The sequence below is a fragment of the Xanthomonas graminis pv. graminis genome (assembly GCF_030168915.1).
In the GTDB taxonomy this organism is placed as follows: Bacteria; Pseudomonadota; Gammaproteobacteria; order Xanthomonadales; family Xanthomonadaceae; genus Xanthomonas_A; species Xanthomonas_A translucens.
Genome location: NZ_CP076255.1, coordinates 2,734,941 through 2,753,548 on the forward strand (window position 1 = coordinate 2,734,941; position 18,608 = coordinate 2,753,548).

Genomic DNA, 18,608 nt, shown 5'->3' on the forward strand with positions numbered 1-18,608 from the left:
GGCCTCAGGCGGTACGGTAATGATCGACCATGCGGTAACGGCGCGCGTACAGCCCGAACAACAGCGCGGCGACGCAGGCGAAGGCGGCGAAGAAGAACATCAGGAACGCGGTTTCGCTGAGCCCGGTACTGCCGATGTGCGCGGTGACGGTGGCGTTGCGCACCGCCGCGTTGGACAGCAGCACCCACAGGTTGCCGACCGTGGTGGTCAGGTTCCAGAAACTCATCACCACGCCCTTCATCGATTGCGGCGCCTGGCTGTAGGCGAACTCCAGCCCGGTCGCCGAGACCAGCACCTCGCCGAAGGTCAGCAGCGCGTACGGCAGGATCTGCCAGGCGATGGACAGCGCATCGCCGCCGTCCATGGCTACCTGCAGCGCGCCGACCACGATCCAGGCCAGGCCGCTGAAGCCGATGCCGGCGGTCATCCGCCGCAGCGCGGTCGGCTCGTAGCCGCCGCGGCGCAGCAGCGGGTACAGCACCAGGTTGTTGAACGGGATCAGCAGCATCACCAGCGCCGGATTCAACGCCTGCATCTGCGAGGCGCTGAACCAGTCGGGCATCTGCATCTGCTGGCCCTGCAGCACCCAGGTCGAGGCCTTCTGGTCGAACAGCGAGAAGAACGGGGTCGCCAGCGCGAACACCACCAGCACCCGCAGCACCGCGCGCACGCCGTCCACCGCCGCGTCCGGATGCACCGTGCGGGCGCGCTCCAGCTGCCACCAGGTGCCGCCGCCGATCCCGGCCAGCAGCAGCACCAGCGAAAGGCACAGGCAGATCACGATGCCCAGCGTCGGCAGCAGCGCGAAGCTGGCCAGCGCCAGCACCACTGCGATGGCGGCGAGCGCCAGGCCGGGACGCCTCTGGCCGGGCGCGCGCGACAGCAGCGCGCTGCGCACCACCTGGGCGAAGCCATGCGGATCGCGCGGCGGCAGCGGCACGCGCACGTAGCGGCGGCGCCCGGCCCAGAACACCAGCGTGGCCACGAACATCAGGAGGCCGGGAATGCCGAATGCCCAGGCCGGGCCGAGGTTCTTCAGCGCCAGCGGGATCAGCAGCGAGGCGAACAGCGAACCGAAGTTGATGATCCAGTAGAACGCGTCGAACACCAGCTTGGCCAGATGCTTGTTGGACTGGTCGAACTGGTCGCCCATGAACGAGGCCACCAGCGGCTTGATCCCGCCGGCGCCCAGCGCGATCAGGCCCAGGCCGACGAAGAACCCTTCGCGGCTGCCCTCGAACAGCGCCAGACAGGCATGGCCCGCGCAATAGATCAGGCTGAACCACAGGATGGTGGTGTACTTGCCGAAGAAGCGGTCGGCCAGCCAGCCGCCGAGCAGCGGGAAGAAATACACGCCGACCATGAAGCTGTGCATGACGTGCTTGGCTTCGGCCTCGCGGCCGGGCGCGGTCACTTCCTGCAGCAACAACGAGGTGATCAGGAACTGCACCAGGATGTTGCGCATGCCGTAGAAGCTGAAACGCTCGCAGGCCTCGTTGCCGATGATGTACGGGATCTGCCGCGGCATCCGCACGCCGGCGTGTGCGTTGGCCGCACTCATCCGCACTTCCTCGTCGATGGTTCGCTCGTCACAGGCAGGGGTCCAGGCAAAATTTTCAGAAGGTTACCCGATCGTTCCGGGCGAATCGAACCGCCTGCAGCGGCCGCGGCGGCACGCAAGTGCTTTCGCAATCGGCGCGCTGCACGCATCATGGGGGCTTATCCCGCGACGGTGCCGCAATGATCCGACCCTGGCTGGTCCCCCTCCTGCTGTCGATGCTGCTGTGCAGCATGCCATTGCTGGCCAGCGATGCGGGCCTGACCACCGAGGCCGAGCGCAGCGGTTTTCTGCGTACCGGGCGCTACGCGGAGACCATCGCGCTGTGCGACGCGTTCGCGCAGCGCTATCCGCAGGCGGTGCGGTGCTTCGACTTCGGCACCACGCCCGAGGGCCGGCCGATGAAGGCGCTGGCGGTCTCCACGTCCGGCGCGCTGGATGCGGCCGCCGCGCAAGCGCGCAAGCTGCCGGTGGTGCTGATCCAGGGCGGCATCCACGCCGGCGAGATCGACGGCAAGGACGCCGGCTTCCTGGCGCTGCGCCAGCTGCTCGACGGCCAGGCCGCGCGCGGCGCGCTGGACAAGCAGGTGTGGCTGTTCGTGCCGGTGTTCAACGTCGATGGCCACGAGCGCTTCGGCGCCTGGAACCGGCCCAACCAGCGCGGCCCGGAGCAGATGGGCTGGCGCACCACCGCGCAGAACCTCAACCTCAACCGCGATTACGTCAAGGCCGACGCGCCGGAGATGCAGGCGATGCTGCGCCTGGTCGAACAGTGGGATCCACTGCTGTACGTGGACCTGCACGTCACCGACGGCGCGCAGTTCGAGCACGACGTGTCGGTGCAGGTGGAACCGCTGCACGCCGGCGACACCGCGCTGCGCGGCGACGGCCTGCGCCTGCGCGACGGCGTGCTCGCCGATCTGAAGCGCCAGGGCTCGCTGCCGCTGCCCTACTACCCCTCGTTCGTGGTCAACGACGATCCCGCCTCCGGCTTCGAGGACGGCGTGGCCACGCCGCGCTTCTCGCACGGCTATTTCCAGCTGCGCAACCGCTTTGGCATGCTGGTGGAAACCCATTCGTGGAAGCCCTACCCGCAGCGCGTGCGCATCACCCGCAACACCATCGTCTCGGTGCTGCAGCTGGTGGCGCGCAACGGCAGCCGCTGGCGCGCCGACGCGTTGGCCGCCGACGCACGCGCGCAGCAGCTGGGCGGGAAGACGGTGGCGCTGGACTACCGCACCACCGAGCAGTCGCACCTGGTGGATTTCCGCGGCTACGCCTATACCCGCACGCTGTCGCCGGTGTCCGGCGCGCTGATGACACGCTACGACGAGCGCACCCCGCAGATCTGGCGGGTGCCGCTGCGCGATCACATCGTGCCCAGCGTCGAAGTCGTGGCGCCGCGCGCCGGATATCTGGTGCCGGCCGCGCAGGCCGCGCTGGTCGCCGCCAAATTGCGCCAGCACGGCATCGCCTTCCGCACCCTGGACGCGGAGGCCACGCTGCCGGTGCAGACGTTCCGCGCCGACGATGCCAGCTTCGCCGCGCGTTCCTCCGAAGGCCACCAACGGCTCAGCGTGCAGGGCGCCTGGACCCCCGCAACGCGCGCCATCGGCGCCGGCGCCCTGTTCGTGCCGATCACCCAGCCCAAGGCGCGGCTGCTGATGGCCTTGCTGGAACCGCAGGCGCCGGACTCGCTGCTGCAATGGGGCGAGTTCAACAGCGCCTTCGAGCGCACCGAATACATGGAAGACTATGTGGCCGAGGACGTGGCGCGGCAGATGCTGGCCAGCGACCCGGCACTGAAGGCCGAATTCGAGGGCAAGCTCGAGCACGATGCCGACTTCGCCAAGGATCCGCATGCGCGGCTGGAGTTCTTCCACCGCCGCCATTCCTCCTGGGACGCGCAGTACCGGTTGTATCCGGTGATGCGTAACGACGAAGCGCCGTCCTAGCGCTTCACCGGCTCTCCCCTCCCCCCAACTCCCCCCGATGCGCAATCCCTTCAGCTGCTAGAGAGGCCTTACGCCCCGCTATGAAAACGTTTTCAGGACTCCTCTGCCTGGCGCTCGCGCTGGCCTGGCCGGCCTTCGCCGCGCCTGCGCCCGCGACCGACAAGGACACCCCGACGCTCAGCGTGGTCACGCTGAACCTGTATCACGACAAGCTCGACTGGCCGAGTCGGCGTACCCAGATCGTGCAGACCCTGCGCGAACTGCACCCGGACGCGATCGCGCTGGAAGAAGTACTGCAGCACGACACGCTGCCCAACCAGGCGCAATGGCTGGCCGAGCAGCTCGGCTACGAGTATTACTTCACCAGCGTCGATCCGCCCGGCGCCGCGCAGCGCTACGGCAATGCGCTGCTGACCCGACGCCCGATCCTGGCGCGCGAACAGATCCGCCTGAACCCGCTCGACGACAGCCGCACGGCCGGGCGCCTGCGCCTGGACGTGGACGGCCGCGCGGTCAATCTCTACGTCACCCACCTGCACTGGACCGAGGCCGGCGGCGCGCTGCGCGAACGCCAGCTGCAGGACCTGCTGGCCTGGGTCGAGAAGACCTCAGACGGCGCACCGTCGCTGCTCGCCGGCGACTTCAACGCCAGCGCCGACGCACCGGAACTGGCCGCGCTGCGCAGTGGTTTCGGCGACAGCTACGGCAGCCTGCACGGCGCCAAGGACCGCCGCGCCGACAGCACCTTGAACCCGAAGTTCAACCCGCCCCGGCGCATCGACCACGTGTTCTTCCAGCGCGAGCGCTTCGAACCGGTGAGCAGCCGCATCCTGTTCCAGAAACCCGACGCCAACGGCGTGTGGGCCTCGGATCATTTCGGCCTGGTCAGCACCTTGCGCCTGGCGCCCAGCGCCACCGCCGATGCGCAGCGCCCGTGGACCGATCGCGCGCTGGCGCCGGACCGCCGCGCCGCGTTGCTGGTGCAGGCGATGACCCAGGACGAGAAATTCCAGATGCTGCACAGCTACTTCGGCCTGGGCAAGGACGGCGGTCCGCTGCCGCCCGGCGCGCTCGGCTCGGCCGGCTTCGTGCCGGCGATCGAACGCCTGGGCATCGCCGCGCAACAGCTGGCCGATGCCGGCGTCGGCGTGACCAATCCGGGCAACGTGCGCCGCGGCGACCACGCCACCGCGCTGCCGTCCGGCCCGGCCACCGCCGCCACCTGGAACCGCGAACTGGCCTACGCCGGCGGCGCGACGATGGGCCGCGAAGCCTGGCAGCAGGGCTTCAACGTGCTGCTGGCCGGCAGCGTCAACCTGCAGCGCGATCCGCGCAACGGCCGCAACTTCGAGTACGCCGGCGAAGATCCGCTGCTGGCCGGGGTGATGGTCGGCGAGTCGATCCGCGGCGTGCAGAGCCAGCACGTGGTGTCGACGATGAAGCACTTCGCGATGAACGATCTGGAGACCGGGCGCAACACCCACAGCGCCGACATCGGCGCGCAGGCCATGCACGAATCGGACCTGCTGGCGTTCGAGCTGGCGCTGCAGATCGGCGAGCCCGGCTCGGTGATGTGTTCCTACAACCGCATCAACGGCATCTACGGCTGCGAGCACGACTACCTGCTCAACCAGGTGCTCAAGCAGGAATGGAAATTCCCCGGCTACGTGATGTCCGACTGGGGCGGCGTGCACAGCGGCTCCAAGGCGGCGCTGGCCGGGCTGGACCAGCAATCGGCCGGCGAAGTGTTCGACAAGGCGGTGTACTTCGACCAGCCGCTGCGTCTGGCGGTGGCCGGCGGCACGGTGCCGCAGGCGCGGCTGGACGACATGGTGCGGCGCATCCTGCGCGCCTTCATCGCCACCGGCAGCTTCGACCATCCGCCGCAGCGGCAGCCGATCGACGACGGCGCCGGCGGCGACGCGGTGCAGAAGGTGGTCGAGGAAGGCACGGTGCTGCTGCGCAACGAGCGCGACACGCTGCCGTTGCCGCGCACGCTGCGGCGCATCGCGGTGATCGGCGGGCATGCCGACAAGGGCGTGATCGGCGGCGGCGGCTCGTCGATGGTCGGCTTCACCGTCAACGGCGGCAACGCGGTACCGGGGCTGGCCCCGACCACCTGGCCGGGCCCGGTGATGTTCCATCCGTCCTCGCCGCTGCAGGCGCTGCGCAAGGCGCTGCCGCAGGCGCAGATCGACTACGCCAGCGGCGACGATGTAGCCGCCGCGGCCAGGCTCGCGCGCGGCGCCGAGGCGGTGATCGTGTTCGCCACGCAGTGGTCGGCCGAATCGGTGGACCTGCCCGACATCACACTGCCCGGCAAGCAGGACGCGCTGATCGCGGCGATGGCCAAGGCCAACCCACGCACGGTGGTGGTGCTGGAAACCAACGGCCCGGTGGCGATGCCGTGGCTGCAGCAGGTGCCGGCGGTACTGGAAGCCTGGTACCCGGGCATCCGCGGCGGCGAAGCGCTGGCGCGGCTGCTGCTGGGCGACGCCAACCCGTCCGGGCGCCTGCCGGTGACCTGGCTGCGCGACGTGGCGCAGCTGCCGCGGCCGTCGATCCCGGGGCTGCGCTTCAAGCCGGCGCAACCGGCAGGCAGCAATGTCGACTACGCCATCGAAGGCGCCAACGTCGGCTACCGCTGGTTCGCCGCGCGCGGCCTGGAGCCGCTGTACGCATTCGGCCACGGCCTGTCCTACACCCGCTTCGACTACACCAACCTGAGCGTGCAGGTGGACGGCAGCCGCGTGATCGCCAGCTTCGACGTGCGCAACAGCGGCGAACGCGAAGGCGCCGACGTGCCGCAGCTGTACCTGCGCCTGCCGCAGGGCCACCACACGCCGATCCGCCTGGTCGGCTGGGACAAGCTCACGCTCAAACCCGGCGAAACCCGCCGCGTCAGCATCGTCGCCGAACCCAGGACCCTGGCCGACTACGATCCGGTGCAGCGCCAGTGGCGCATCGCCGCCGGCGACTACGCGCTGGTACTGGGGCGCTCGGCGACGCAGGCCGCGGCCCGCGTGCCGCTGCGTCTGGCGGAGAGCGTGCTGCCGCGCTAGACACTGCAGCGCCGCGTGTCCATGTACACGCGGCGCTGAAGCCACACGTCCTAGCATCCAGCGCATGACGCGCACGACCGGGACCCCACGACGACGGCATCGCCTCGGCTGGCTGCTGCTGGCCCTGGTCGGGCATGCGGGTGCGCAAGCGCTGCCCGCCGGCTTGCCTGCGCCGCCGCCCGCCCCGACCGCCACGCTCAGCGTGGTCAGCCTCAATCTCGAGCAGGACCGCAACGACTGGCCGGCGCGCCGCGTGCGTATCGTCGAGACGCTGCAACGGCTGCAACCCGATGCGATCGCGCTGCAGGAAGTGCTGCAGACCACGGGATTGCCGAACCAGGCGCAATGGCTGGCCGCACAGCTCGGCTACCACTGCCATTTCATCAGCGCCGATCCGCCGAGCCGGCCGCAACGCCGCGGCAATGCGCTGCTGACCCGGCTGCCGGTACTGGAGGAAGCGGAAACCTTATTGCATCCGTTCGAGGACTACAGCGTGGCCGGGCTGGTGCGCGTGGACCTGCGCGGGCAGCCGGTGAACCTGTACTTCACCCGCCTGCATGCCGAACGCGATGGCGGCGCCAGCCGCCGCGAGCAGGCCGACGACCTGATGGCGTGGATCGACGCCACCGCCGAGGGCGTGCCCTCGCTGCTGGCCGGTGGCTTCTTCGCCGCCGCCGACGCGCCGGAGCTGGCGCCGCTGGCCGCGCGCTTCGGCGACAGCGATGCGCGCCTGCGCGGCGCACGCAACGACACCCCGCGCAACGGCCTGGATCCGCACCTGTTCGCACTGTCCGCGCAGGCCGACCATGTGTTCTTCGAACGCGACCGCTTCCGTCCGCTGCGCAGCGCGCGGCTGCTGCCGCGCACCCCGGGCGCCGCGCGCGGCAGCGACCCGCGCGGCCTGCTGGTGGCGCTGCAGCCGCTGGATCCGCTGCCGATCGAGGCACTGCCGCTGCCGCCGCGCTGACCGCGCGCCTGCCAGGGGCATGCATGTCTGCGCAAAAACAAAGGCCGGGCAAGCCCGGCCTTCGGTGCGACGGCGACGCCGCTGCGATCAGGCGATCGCGGCGTGGTAGCGGCGCTCGACTTCGTTCCAGTCCACCACGTTGAAGAACGCGCCGATGTAGTCCGGGCGGCGGTTCTGGTACTTCAGGTAGTAAGCGTGTTCCCACACGTCCAGGCCCAGGATCGGGGTATTGCCCTCGAACAGCGGGCTGTCCTGGTTGGCGGTGCTTTCGACCACGATCTTCTTGTCCGGGGTGACGCTCAACCACGCCCAGCCGCTGCCGAAGCGGGTCAGCGCGGCCTTGGTGAAGGCTTCCTTGAACTTGTCGAAACCGCCCAGTTGGCTGTCGATCGCCTTGGCCACGGCGCCGACCGGGGTGCCGCCGGCGTTGGGCGCCATCACCGTCCAGAACAGCGAATGGTTGGCGTGGCCGCCGCCGTTGTTGCGCACCGGACCCTGCAGGTTCTCCGGCAGCGACTTCAGCTTGGACACCAGCGCCTCGACCGGCAGGTCGGCGTACTCGGTGCCTTCCAGCGCGGCGTTGACGTTGGTGATATAGGTCTGGTGATGCTTGGTGTGATGGATTTCCATCGTCTGCGCATCGATGTGCGGTTCCAGCGCGTCGTAGGCGTAGGGCAGCTTGGGGAGGGTGTAGGCCATGCAGTTCTCCTGGACTTTCGCCCGCCGGAAGGACGGACGTTGCGTGATGAATGGTAGGGACGACCGGCGACCATACCAAGACCGGCGTTGCGGAAACATCGTCCCATCGCGCAGCTGCCGTGTCGGCCGACGCCGCGGATCGGCGGCTACGATGCGCCAGCACCCGGTTAGTCGAATGTGAATCGCGAGTTGCAGCGGCATCGGCAGCGCCGCTGCGATGCCAGGCCAGCGTTGCCGGCGCCTGGTTAAGAGCACGAACAGCCGCACTCGCCCATACTGTGCCGCTGCTGCGCCAGAACGCGGCGCCCGCCGTTCTCGCTGGAGCTCCTCCTCGATGCGCAAGCCCGTGTTACTGATCGTCGCGATCGCGCTGCTCGCCGCCGGGCTGTGGGGCATCCGCGCCTTGCAGCCGCGGCCGCATCCGCAGTTCGCGCCGGCGCTCACCAATCCCGCGCCGCTGCCGGCGCCTGCACCGGCACCGCCGCCGGCCACGCCGGCCGCGAACGCGGACGCCACGCTGCCGCCGTTCCTGCCGCCCGAAGCGCGCGCCACCATCGCGCTGATCCAGCGCGGCGGTCCGTTCCCGCATCGCCAGGACGGCAGCGTGTTCGGCAACCGCGAAAACCGGTTGCCGTCACGCCCGCGCGGCTACTATCGCGAATACACCGTCGACACGCCGGGGCTGGAGCACCGCGGGACGCGGCGCATCGTCACCGGCGGCGACCCGCCGGACGTCTGGTACTACAGCGACGACCACTACGCCAGTTTCCGCAGTTTCAGCATCGCCTCCGGGAGGCCGTCGCCATGAACACCTTCAATTTTTCGCTCAACCTGGCCGAGCCGGCCGCCTCCGGCGTCTATCGCGTCGCCAACAGCGACCTGGACAGCATCGCCGCGCTCGGCCGCGACGCCGGCCTGCGGCTGTGCCGGATCGACCTGCAGGGCTGCAGCAGCAAACCGATGCTGCTGATGCGGCTGGCCGCGCAACTGGACTTCCCGATCGGCTTCGGCCGCAACTGGGATGCATTGATGGATGGCCTGCGCGACCTGTCGTGGTTGCCGGCCAAGGGCGGCTACGCGCTGCTGCTGGAAGACGCGGCCGAACTGCAATCGGTGGCGAAGAAGGATTTCGACGTGCTGCTGGAACTGCTCGACGACGTGGCCAAGGAATGGGCGCAGGACGGCATCGCCTTCGTCGCCTTCGTCGGCCTGCTGACCGGCGACGAGGTCGAACCCGACGAGCGCACCAGCCAGGCCGATGATCTGGATGAAGACGACGACGAGGAAGCCGCTTCGCGCTGAGCCAACGCCGGCTACGCAGTCGCGCCGATGGCGCCTGTTCGATCCTGACGTCCCGCCCACAGTGCACCCAGCAAGGCTGTCCGCAAGACCTTTGTAGGGCTTCAGCCGCGACCGCGCTTTACTGATGGTGTCTGTCGCGGCTGAAGCCGCTCCTACAGTGCAACCTACGAGCAAGGCGCAAGCTTCCTGTAGGAGCGACTTCAGTCGCGACGAACGAAGCGGTGGACTTGCCGGCTTCGGATGCTGTCGGGACTGAAGTCCCTTCCACAATGCACCAGGCAGCTGGCCGCGAGACCTTTTGTAGGAGCGGCTTCAGCCGCGACCGCGCTTTACTGATGCTGTCTGTCGCGGCTGAAGCCGCTCCTACAGTGCAACCTGCGAGCAAGGCGCAAGCTTCCTGTAGGAGCGACTTCAGTCGCGACGAACGAAGCGGTGGACTTGCCGGCTTCGGACGCTGTCGGGACTGAAATCCCTCCTACAGTGCGCCCGGCCATCCAATGGCGAGCGCCTGCAGCAGAGATCGCCACACCACCCTGCGCCGCTACGCGTCCAGCTCGCTCCAGCGCGCATAGGCCGCGTCCAGCTCGGTCTGCGCCTGGGTCAGCGCCTGGGTATGCGCGCTCACCGCTGCCGCATCGCGCTGGTAGAACGAGGACTCGGTCATCGCCGCAGTCAATGCCATGACCTGCTGCTCCAGGGTCTCGATCCGCGCCGGCAATTGCTCCAGTTCGCGCGCGTCCTTGTAGCTGAGCTTGCGCTTGGCGGCCGGCGCGGCAGCGGCCGCCGCCGGCGCGGTGGCCGCCGCAGTGGCCGAAGCCTTGGCCACCGCCATCGCACTGGCCGGCGGCGCGGCGCGCTGGCGCACCCAGTCGCTGTAGCCGCCGACGTATTCGCCGATGCGGCCGTCGCCTTCCATCACCATGGTCGAGGTCACCACGTTGTCGATGAAGTCGCGATCGTGGCTGACCAGCAGCAAGGTGCCGGTGTAGTCGCCGAGCAGCTCTTCCAGCAGCTCCAGCGTCTCCACGTCCAGGTCGTTGGTCGGTTCGTCCATCACCAGCAGGTTAGACGGCTGTGCGAACAACCGCGCCAGCAGCAGGCGGTTGCGCTCGCCGCCGGACAGGCGGGTGATCGGCGCACGCGCGCGTTCCGGGGTGAACAGGAAATCCTGCAGATAGCCGTGCACGTGCTTGCGCTTGCCGTTGACCTCGATGAAATCGCGGCCCTCGGCGACGTTCTCGATCGCGCTCCAGTCCTCGCGCAAGGTGGCGCGGTACTGGTCGAAATAGGCCACCTGCAGGTTGGTGCCGGTGCGCACCTCGCCACTGGCCGGGGTCAGCTCGCCCAGCAGCAGCTTCAGCAGCGTGGTCTTGCCGCTGCCGTTGGGGCCGATCAGGCCGATGCGGTCGCCGCGCAGGATGGTGCTGGAGAAGTCGCGCACCATGGTCCGCGCGCCGAAGGCGAAGCTCAGCTCCTTGGCCTCGATCACCTTCTTGCCTGAGGACTCGCCCTGCGCCGCTTCCATGCGCACGTTGCCGCCAAGCTCGCGGCGCTGGGTGCGCTCGTTGCGCATCGACTCCAGGCGCCGCACGCGGCCTTCGTCGCGGGTGCGGCGCGCCTTGATGCCCTGCCGGATCCACACTTCTTCCTGCGCCAGCATCTTGTCGAAGCGCGCGTTTTCCTGCGCCTGCGCGTTGAGCCGTTCCTCGCGGCGGCGCTCGTAGTTGGCCCAGTCGCCGGGCCAGCTGGTGACCTGGCCGCGGTCGATCTCGACGATGCGGGTGGCCAGCGCACGCAGGAAGCGCCGGTCGTGGGTGACGAACACCACGCTGCCGTTCCAGCCCTTCAGGAATAGTTCCAGCCAGTCGATCGCCTCGATGTCCAGGTGGTTGGTCGGCTCGTCGAGCAGCAGCAGGTCCGGCGCCGACACCAGCGCGCGCGCCAACAGCACGCGCCGCTTCATGCCGCCAGACAGCCGCGCGAACTCCGCGTCGCCGTCCAGATCGAGCCGGGTCAGGGTCTCGTTGACCCGCTGGTCCAGCGCCCAGCCGTTGGCGCCGTCGATCTTGGACTGCACCGCGCCCAGCGCATCGCCGTCGAACTCGGCGGCATGGCTGAGCCGGTGGAACTCGGCCAGCCAGTGGCCGAGCTCGCCCAGGCCGTCGGCGACCACGTCGAACACGCTGCCGGCGGCGCCATGCGGCACCTCCTGCTCCAGCCGCGCGATGCGCACGCCCTTCTGGACGCGGATCTCGCCGTCATCGGGCTTGAGCTCGCCGGCGATCAGTTTCATCAAGGTCGATTTGCCGGCGCCGTTGCGGCCGATCAGGGCGATACGCTCGCCCGGCTCGATCGACAGTTCGGTCTTTTCCAGCAACAAGGGGCCGCCAACGCTGTAGTCGACGTTCTGTAGGGTGATAAGAGGCATGGGAGGAATTGTACGGGACTCGGGACTCGGGACTCGGGACCAAGCGCGCAGCCGGCCGGGTTTACGCAGCGCATTGGCGTTTGATTTGCCGAGTCCCCGGTCCCGAGTCCCGAGTCCCGGCTAAAATGCGCCATGAACGATTTCGACACCCTGTCCCTCTCCCCGGCGCTGGCGCCGGGCATCGACGCGCTCGGCTACACCACGATGACCCCGGTGCAGGCGCAGAGCCTGCCGCCGATCCTGGCCGGCAGCGACGTCATCGTGCAGGCGCCTACCGGCAGCGGCAAGACCGCCGCGTTCGGCCTGGGCCTGCTGCACAAGCTGGACCCGGCGCTGACCCGCGCGCAGGCGCTGGTGCTGTGCCCAACCCGCGAACTTGCCGACCAGGTCGGCAAGCAGCTGCGCAAGCTGGCCACCGGCATTCCCAACATGAAGCTGGTGGTGCTGACCGGCGGCATGCCGCTCGGCCCGCAGCTGGCCTCGCTGGAGGCGCACGACCCGCAGGTGGTGGTCGGCACCCCCGGGCGCATCCAGGAACTGGCCCGCAAGCGCGCGCTGCACCTGGGCGGGGTGCGCACGCTGGTGCTGGACGAGGGCGACCGCATGCTCGACATGGGCTTCGAGGAGCCGATCCGCGAGATCGCCAGCCGCTGCGACAAGCACCGCCAGAGCCTGCTGTTCTCGGCCACCTTCCCCGATGCGATCCGCACCCTGGCCCGCGAGCTGCTGAAGGAACCGGTGGAAATCACCATCGAAGGCGCCGACAGCGCGCCGGAGATCGAGCAGCAGTTCTTCGAAGTCGACCCGACCTACCGGCAGAAGGCGGTGGCCGGGCTGCTGCTGCGCTTCACCCCCGAGTCCAGCGTGGTGTTCTGCAACACCCGCAAGGAGGTCGACGAGGTGGCCGGCTCGCTGCAGCAGTTCGGCTTCTCGGCGCTGGCGTTGCACGGCGACATGGAACAGCGCGACCGCGACGAGGTGCTGGTGCGCTTCGTCAACCGCAGCTGCAACGTGCTGGTCGCCAGCGACGTGGCGGCGCGCGGACTGGACGTGGAAGACCTGGCCGCGGTGCTCAACTACGAACTGCCGACCGATACCGAAACCTACCGCCACCGTATCGGCCGCACCGCGCGCGCCGGCAAGCGCGGCCTGGCGCTGAGCCTGGTAGCGCCACGCGAGCTGGCGCGCGCGCAGGCGCTGGAGGCCGAACAGGGCCAGCCGCTGCGCTGGTCGCGCGCGCCGCTAGCTACCGCGCGCCCGGCGCAGCTGCTGCAGGCGGCGATGGTCACGCTGCGCATCGACGGCGGCAAGACCGACAAGCTGCGCGCCGGCGACATCCTCGGCGCGCTGACCGGCGACGCCGGGCTGTCCGGCGCGGCGATCGGCAAGATCGCGATCTACGCCACCCGCTCCTACGTCGCCATCGCCCGCGAGCACGCCGGCCGGGCGCTGGGGCAGCTGCAGGCGGGCAAGATCAAGGGCCGCCGGTTCCGGGTCAGCAAACTGTGACCGCGCTGGCGCACAAGGCCGCGCCGCGACCACGGCCACCGCGGTCCGCTGCCGGCCGCGCGTGACGGCCGCCGCACCGCGTCGCCCTCAATAGGTCAGCGTCGCCAACAGCGGCACGTCCTCGCTCCAGCGCTCGCGCCCCTGCAGCGCCTGCAGCTCGACCAGCACCACCGCACCGACGATCTCCAGTTGCAGTTGCCGCGCCAGCGCCAGCGCCGCGCGCAAGGTGCCGCCGGTGGCGAGCACATCATCGACGATCAGCACCCGCGCGCCGGCCGGCAGCGCGTCGGCGTGCATTTCGATGCGGTCGCTGCCGTATTCCAGCGTGTAGTCCTGGGTCACCGTCCTGCCCGGCAGCTTGCCCGGCTTGCGGATCGGCACGAAGCCGGTGCGCAGTTCGTGCGCCAGCGCCGCACCCAGAATGAAGCCGCGCGACTCGATGCCCAGCACCGCGTCCAGCGGCGTGGTGCGCCAGGGACGCGCCATCTCGTCCAGTGCCGAGGCGAAATCCGGGCCGTCGGCCAGCAGCGGGGTGATGTCCTTGAACACGACGCCCGGCTTCGGGAAATCGGCGATATCGCGGATGCGCCCGGACCAGTGGGCCGGTGCGTCGCTGGGCGCGCCGCAGCAGGAGGAATCGTTCATCGGCACATCGCAGCGTGGGGAAACGCCCATTTTAGGCGCAATGCGGCGCCGTGCAGCGGCACCGCATTGCGCATCCAGCGCCTACCCCGCCGGCGTGTGCGGCGCCTGGCCATGCAGCAGGCGCCGCACCAGCACGAAGAACAGCGGCACCAGCAGCACCGCCAGCGCCGTGCCGGAGAGCATGCCGCCGATCACGCTGACGCCGATCTCGCGGCGGCTGGCCGCGCCGGCGCCGGTGGACAGCGCCAGCGGCAGCACGCCGGCGACGAACGCCAGCGAGGTCATCACGATCGGCCGCAGGCGCAGCCGCGCGCCTTCCAGCGCCGCCTCCAGCAACGGCCGCCCGGCGCGTTGCTCGGCCTCGGCGAACTCCACGATCAGGATCGCGTTCTTCGCCGACAAACCGATCGTGGTCAGCAGGCCGACCTGGAAATAGATGTCGTTGACGAAGCCGACCAGGGTGGTCGCGACCACCGTGCCGAGCACGCCCAGCGGAATCACCAGCAGCACCGCTACCGGGATCGACCAGCTCTCGTACAGCGCCGCCAGGCACAGGAAAATGAACAGGATCGAGGCGGTGTACAGCCACAGCGTCTGGTTGCTCGACAGCTGCTCCTGGTAGGACAGACCGCTCCACTGCAGGTCGAAGCCCTTCTGCTTGGCGACCAGTTCCTGCATCCGCTGCATCGCCTCGCCGGAACTGCTGTCGGCCGCCGCGCCACCCTGGATCTGCGCCGCCGGCAGGCCATTGAAGCGCTGCTGCAACTGCGGGCCGCGGGTCCAGTGGGTACTGGCGAAACTGGCGAACGGCGCCATCTGCCCGTCCTTGCCACGCACATACCACTGGCCGATGTCTTCCGGCAGCGAGCGGTACGGCGCATCGCCCTGCACATAGACGCGCTTGACCCGGCCGCGATCGACGAAATCGTTGACGTAACTGCCGCCCCAGGCGGTGGACAAGGTGCCGTTGATGTCGCCCTGCGCCAGGCCCAGCGCGCTGGCCTGCGCCTGGTCGATATCCACCTGCAGCTGCGCCTTGTCGCCCAGGCCGTTGAGCCGCACCGCGGTCAGCTGCAGATCGTCGCCGGCGTCCTGCAGCACCTGCTGCTGCGCCTTGAGCAGGGCCGCGCGGCCGGCGCCGTCGCTGTCGCGGATCCACAGTTCGAAACCGCTGGATTGGCCCAGGCCGCGCACCGCCGGCGGCGACAGCACGCTGACCTTGGCGTCGGCGGTGCCGCGGAAATACGCATTGGCGCGGTCGATGATCGCCTGCGCGGTGTTGTCGCGGTTGCGCTCGCCCCATGGCCGCAGCGCGACGAAGGCCTGGCCGGCGTTCTGCCCGGTGCCGGCGTTGTTGCGGCCGATCACCATGAACACCGCAGTGATGTTGTGCTTCTCATGGGCCAGGAAGTAATCGTTGATGCGCCGGCCCAGCGCCTCGGTCCTGGCCAGCGGCGTGCCCTCAGGCGTGGTGAACTGGATCTGCACCTGGCCCTGGTCCTCCACCGGCAGGAAGCCGGTCGGCATGCGCGCGTACAGCGCCGCCATCGCCAGCACGATCACCACGTACAGCGCCATCCAGCGCCGCGGCTGCCGCAGCATCGCGCCGAGCCGGCGCTGGTAGGCGTGCTGGCTGCGCTCCACGCCGCGGTTGAACCAGCGGAAGAAGCGTCCGAGCTGGCGCTCCTTTTCCACCGGCTTGAGCAGGGTCGCGCACAGCGCCGGGGTCAGGGTCAGCGCGACCAGCGCCGACAGCGCCATCGCCGAGGCGATGGTGATCGAGAACTGCCGGTAGATGATGCCGGTGGAACCGCCGAAGAACGCCAGAAGCCGGCCGCGGCGAGTCGGCAGGAACACCGCGCCCAGCACCACGGTGATGCCGATCAGCGCGCCGGTGATCTCGCCCATCGATTGCTCGGTCGCCTCGCGCGGCGGCAGATGCTGCTCATGCATGATCCGCTCGACGTTCTCCACCACCACGATCGCATCGTCCACCAGCAGGCCGATCGCCAGCACCATCGCGAACAGGGTCAGCGTGTTGATGGTGATGCCGAACGTGCCCAGCAGCACCACCGGCACGGTGATCGCCGGGATCAGCGTGGCACGGCCGTTCTGCAGGAACAGGAACATCACCACCACCACCAGCACGATCGCCTCGATCAGGGTGTGCACCACGCCTCGATCGAGATCCGCACGAACGGCGTGCTGTCGCGCGGATAGGCGACCTCCATGCCCGGCGGGAAGGTCGGCTTGAGCCGCTCGATGGTGGCGCGCACCGCATCGGAGGTGGCCACCGCGTTGGCGCCGGAGGACATCGTCACCGAGAAGCCGGACGCCGGATGGCCGTTGAGCGTGGCGCTGTTCTGGTAGTTCTCCGCGCCGATCTCCACCCGCGCCACGTCGCCCAGGTGCACGCTGGAGCCGTCGGCCTGGGTGGCCAGGATGATGGCGCGGAACTGCTCCGCGGTCCGCAGCCGCGACTGCGCGGTGACCGTGGCGTTGAGCGCCTGCTCGGCGCCGGTCGGCAGCGCGCCCAGTTCGCCGGCGGTGACCTGGGTGTTCTGCGCCTCGATCGCGCTGCGCACGTCGCCGGGCATCAGCTTGTAGGCATTGAGCTTGTGCGGGTCCAGCCACACGCGCATCGCGTACTGCGCGCCGAACACGTTGATCTCGCCGACGCCGTTGATGCGGCTGATCGGGTCCTGCAGGGTGCTGATCAGGTAGTCGGAGATATCGACGTTGTCCAGCCGGTCGGTGCTGTCGTACAGCGACACCGCCATCAGGCTGTCGCCCTGCGACTTGGCCACGGTCACGCCCTGCTGCTGCACTTCCTGCGGCAGGCGGTTGAGCGCCTGGTTGACCGCGTTCTGCACCTGCACCTGGGCGATATCGGGATTGGCGGCCTGGTCGAAGGTGATGCTGATCCGCGCCTGCCCGGACGAGGAACTGGTCGAGGAGAAGTACAGCAGGTGGTCGATGCCCTTGATCTGCTGCTCGATCACCTGGGTGACGCTGTCCTCCACCGTCTGCGCCGAGGCGCCGTTGTAGGTGGCGGTGACGTTGACCGTGGGCGGGGCGATGTCCGGGTACTGCTCCACCGGCAGGGTGACCACGGCGATGGTGCCGGCGGCCATGATGCAGATCGCCAGCACCCAAGCGAAGATCGGGCGGGCGATGAAGAAGCGCGCGAGCATGCCGGCTCAGCCTTTGCCGGCGGCAGCGGCGGCCGGCTTGACGGTGACCTTGGCGCCGTCGCTGAGTCCCTGCCGGCCCTCCACCACCACCCGCTCGCCGGGCTTGAGCCCATCGCCCACCAGCCAGCGGTCGCCGACCGCGCGCAGCGTGGTGAACTGGCGCTGGCGCACGATGTTGTCGGCGCCCACCACCCAGGCCTGCGCGTCGCCGCGCGGCGTACGGTCCACCGCCGCCTGCGGCACCAGCAGCGCCTGCTGGCGGATGCCCTGGCCGACGATCGCGCGCACGTACATGCCGGGCAACAGCTGCGCGTCAGGGTTGGGGAAGCGCGCGCGCAGGGTCACGCTGCCGGTGGTTTCCTCCACGTCGATGTCGGCGAACTGCAGCGTGCCCGGCAGCGGGTAGTCGCTGCCGTCGGACAGCTTCAGCCGCACCTCGGCGGCCGCCGGCTGCACCCCGCCGGCGGCGATCGCGCGGCGCAGCGCCAGGAACTGGCTGCCGGACTGGGTGATGTCCACGTTCATCGGATCCAGCTGCTGGATCTTGGCGATCGCATCGGCCTGGCTGGCGGTGACCAGCGCGCCCGGGGTCACCCGCGCGCGGCCGATGCGGCCGCTGATCGGCGCCTCCACCGTAGCGAAGCGCAGCTGGGTGCGCGCGGTGTCCAGCGCGGCGCGGTTGGCGTCGCGGCTGGCCAGCGCTTCCTTGTAGGTGGCCTGGGCGTCGTCCACGTCCTGCTGCGCGGCCAGCCGGGTCTTGCCCAGTTCGCGATAACGCTCGGCACGCAACTTGGCGGTGGCCAGCGTGGCCTCGGCGGTGGCCAGGTTGGCTTGCGCCTCGTTGGCCGCAGCCTGGTACAGGACCGGCTCGATCTGGAACAGCGGCTGCCCGGCACGCACCATCGCGCCCTCCTCGAACAGCCGCTTGCGCAGGATCCCGCCGACCTGAGGGCGCACTTCGGATTCTTCGGAGGCGGCGGTGCGCCCGGCCAGTTCGGCGCTGAGCGGCACGCTTTGCGGCTGCAAGGTCAGCACCCCCACGGTCCTGGCCTGCGCCGGCGGTGCGGTGCGTTCGCCCTTGCAGCCGGCGAGTGTGACGAGGGCGATGCACAGCAGCAGCGACAGCGTGCGGCGGGAACGCTGGACGAGAGGCGCGGGCATGCGCTTGATCCTGGAGGCTGGGGGGAGGATCATTTAATTTACTTAAAGACAAATAAATAAACATGAAGGATCGCACAATCGCCCGCGCGACGCCGCCTCACCCCGTCGCAGCGGCCGCCGAGACAGGC

General features: G+C 69.5%; 11 protein-coding genes and 1 pseudogene. 6 read left to right on the forward strand and 6 right to left on the reverse strand.

Translation table 11 applies throughout. The annotated features are described in order from the left end of the window. Positions 1–4 precede the first annotated feature (4 nt). Positions 5–1,561, reverse strand: a complete 1,557-nt coding sequence (locus KHF85_RS11830; RefSeq protein WP_284566821.1) for a POT-type proton-dependent oligopeptide transporter — start codon at positions 1,559–1,561, stop codon at positions 5–7. A 179-nt stretch (positions 1,562–1,740) separates the two neighbouring features. Here KHF85_RS11830 and KHF85_RS11835 point away from each other — a divergent pair, with 179 nt between their 5' ends. The 3 genes from KHF85_RS11835 to KHF85_RS11850 all read left to right on the forward strand — a co-directional run bounded on the left by KHF85_RS11835 (position 1,741) and on the right by KHF85_RS11850 (position 7,542). Further along, on the forward strand, positions 1,741–3,513 hold the full coding sequence (locus KHF85_RS11835) for a M14 family metallopeptidase (protein ID WP_284566822.1): 1,773 nt from the start codon (positions 1,741–1,743) through the stop codon (positions 3,511–3,513). An 80-nt stretch (positions 3,514–3,593) separates the two neighbouring features. Next, positions 3,594–6,575, forward strand: a complete 2,982-nt coding sequence (locus KHF85_RS11845) for a glycoside hydrolase family 3 C-terminal domain-containing protein (protein ID WP_345782156.1) — start codon at positions 3,594–3,596, stop codon at positions 6,573–6,575. Positions 6,576–6,639: 64 nt separating this feature from the next. Continuing rightward, complete coding sequence (locus KHF85_RS11850; RefSeq protein WP_284566823.1) at positions 6,640–7,542, forward strand: endonuclease/exonuclease/phosphatase family protein; 903 nt, start codon at positions 6,640–6,642, stop codon at positions 7,540–7,542. A gap of 87 nt (positions 7,543–7,629) precedes the next feature. Here KHF85_RS11850 and KHF85_RS11855 read toward each other — a convergent pair whose 3' ends face one another. After that, positions 7,630–8,241, reverse strand: coding sequence for a superoxide dismutase (locus KHF85_RS11855; protein WP_284566824.1), 612 nt, complete (start codon positions 8,239–8,241; stop codon positions 7,630–7,632). A gap of 334 nt (positions 8,242–8,575) precedes the next feature. On the opposite strand from KHF85_RS11855, the gene KHF85_RS11860 reads away from it, so the two are divergent. After that, positions 8,576–9,049: a guanyl-specific ribonuclease gene (locus KHF85_RS11860; RefSeq protein ID WP_064539539.1), complete on the forward strand. Its 474-nt coding sequence runs from the start codon at positions 8,576–8,578 to the stop codon at positions 9,047–9,049. Beyond that, positions 9,046–9,543, forward strand: a complete 498-nt coding sequence (locus tag KHF85_RS11865) for a barstar family protein (RefSeq protein WP_284566825.1) — start codon at positions 9,046–9,048, stop codon at positions 9,541–9,543. Before KHF85_RS11860 ends, KHF85_RS11865 begins: the two co-directional genes overlap by 4 nt. Before the next feature lie 541 nt (positions 9,544–10,084). Here KHF85_RS11865 and KHF85_RS11870 read toward each other — a convergent pair. Next, entirely contained in the window at positions 10,085–11,971 is a 1,887-nt protein-coding gene (locus KHF85_RS11870) for an ATP-binding cassette domain-containing protein (protein ID WP_284566826.1), read from the reverse strand. Positions 11,972–12,103: 132 nt separating this feature from the next. Here KHF85_RS11870 and dbpA point away from each other — a divergent pair, with 132 nt between their 5' ends. Continuing rightward, positions 12,104–13,480, forward strand: coding sequence for an ATP-dependent RNA helicase DbpA (gene dbpA / locus KHF85_RS11875; RefSeq protein WP_284566827.1), 1,377 nt, complete (start codon positions 12,104–12,106; stop codon positions 13,478–13,480). Between the two features lie 87 nt (positions 13,481–13,567). On the opposite strand, the gene KHF85_RS11880 is transcribed toward dbpA, so the two are convergent. From KHF85_RS11880 to KHF85_RS11890, 3 genes and pseudogenes are all read right to left on the reverse strand, one after another. Continuing rightward, the gene (locus KHF85_RS11880) at positions 13,568–14,125 is read right to left on the reverse strand and encodes an adenine phosphoribosyltransferase (protein ID WP_284566828.1); all 558 of its coding nucleotides are present in this window, start codon (positions 14,123–14,125) and stop codon (positions 13,568–13,570) included. 81 nt (positions 14,126–14,206) lie between these two features. After that, positions 14,207–17,319 (reverse strand): annotated as a pseudogene (locus KHF85_RS11885) (efflux RND transporter permease subunit). 6 nt (positions 17,320–17,325) lie between these two features. Continuing rightward, complete coding sequence (locus KHF85_RS11890) at positions 17,326–18,480, reverse strand: efflux RND transporter periplasmic adaptor subunit (RefSeq protein ID WP_284566829.1); 1,155 nt, start codon at positions 18,478–18,480, stop codon at positions 17,326–17,328. Between the last annotated feature and the right edge of the window lie 128 nt (positions 18,481–18,608).

Coding starts and splice junctions, on each gene's coding strand:
- KHF85_RS11830 (WP_284566821.1), bottom strand. CDS start 1,561: ATGAGTGCGGCCAACGCACACGCCGGCGTGCGGATGCCGCGGCAGATC.
- KHF85_RS11835 (WP_284566822.1), top strand. CDS start 1,741: ATGATCCGACCCTGGCTGGTCCCCCTCCTGCTGTCGATGCTGCTGTGC.
- KHF85_RS11845 (WP_345782156.1), top strand. CDS start 3,594: ATGAAAACGTTTTCAGGACTCCTCTGCCTGGCGCTCGCGCTGGCCTGG.
- KHF85_RS11850 (WP_284566823.1), top strand. CDS start 6,640: ATGACGCGCACGACCGGGACCCCACGACGACGGCATCGCCTCGGCTGG.
- KHF85_RS11855 (WP_284566824.1), bottom strand. CDS start 8,241: ATGGCCTACACCCTCCCCAAGCTGCCCTACGCCTACGACGCGCTGGAA.
- KHF85_RS11860 (WP_064539539.1), top strand. CDS start 8,576: ATGCGCAAGCCCGTGTTACTGATCGTCGCGATCGCGCTGCTCGCCGCC.
- KHF85_RS11865 (WP_284566825.1), top strand. CDS start 9,046: ATGAACACCTTCAATTTTTCGCTCAACCTGGCCGAGCCGGCCGCCTCC.
- KHF85_RS11870 (WP_284566826.1), bottom strand. CDS start 11,971: ATGCCTCTTATCACCCTACAGAACGTCGACTACAGCGTTGGCGGCCCC.
- dbpA (WP_284566827.1), top strand. CDS start 12,104: ATGAACGATTTCGACACCCTGTCCCTCTCCCCGGCGCTGGCGCCGGGC.
- KHF85_RS11880 (WP_284566828.1), bottom strand. CDS start 14,125: ATGAACGATTCCTCCTGCTGCGGCGCGCCCAGCGACGCACCGGCCCAC.
- KHF85_RS11890 (WP_284566829.1), bottom strand. CDS start 18,480: ATGCCCGCGCCTCTCGTCCAGCGTTCCCGCCGCACGCTGTCGCTGCTG.